This is a genomic window from Vibrio sp. 10N.222.55.B11, assembly GCF_041473705.1.
Classification (GTDB): domain Bacteria; phylum Pseudomonadota; class Gammaproteobacteria; order Enterobacterales; family Vibrionaceae; genus Vibrio; species Vibrio crassostreae_C.
In genome coordinates this window covers 1-444 of sequence record NZ_JBFRST010000171.1, presented here as the reverse complement: position 1 = coordinate 444, position 444 = coordinate 1, and the positions used below count along the sequence as shown (strand labels likewise).

The window sequence follows — 444 nt, the reverse complement described above, 5'->3', positions numbered from 1 at the left end:
GTTTTTGTGCCCAAGCAGCGCCCAATGAATACCTAGTCTAGAATAAAGACATTTAACCCGTTCCTACTCTCTCGTACTGGCCTTATACCTGAAATAACCTTCACTCTCGATGGATATCCTGTGCCGAGATTAATATTTCCAACCGTTAATTTGTAAGGCTTTTGGGATAGGGCTGTAGCAAGGGTATTCGGTTTGTAATCCATATCCAATAATGTAATCAAGAGTCGCGCTGAAGGAGCCGGCGTAATTATCTCTTCTAAACTTTCTTGGATCGTTTTTGGCTGTCTTCTCAAGCACCGTCCAAATCATTTCTTCAAGGAACTCAGGGTGACGCTTTGGATCGAGCGCCATCGTATCGCGCATACAAAACCAGTTATTGCCCCCTAATTTTTGCTGGCGGTAAGCACTATAAAAATACGCGGATTGCAAACCTTGTAGGTAGGC

Annotated in this window: 1 pseudogene; it reads right to left on the bottom strand. The window is 43.9% G+C overall.

The window, feature by feature from the left end:
- Window positions 1-129: 129 nt before the first annotated feature.
- A pseudogene (locus AB4503_RS25590) lies at window positions 130-444 on the bottom strand (hypothetical protein); the annotation flags it as partial.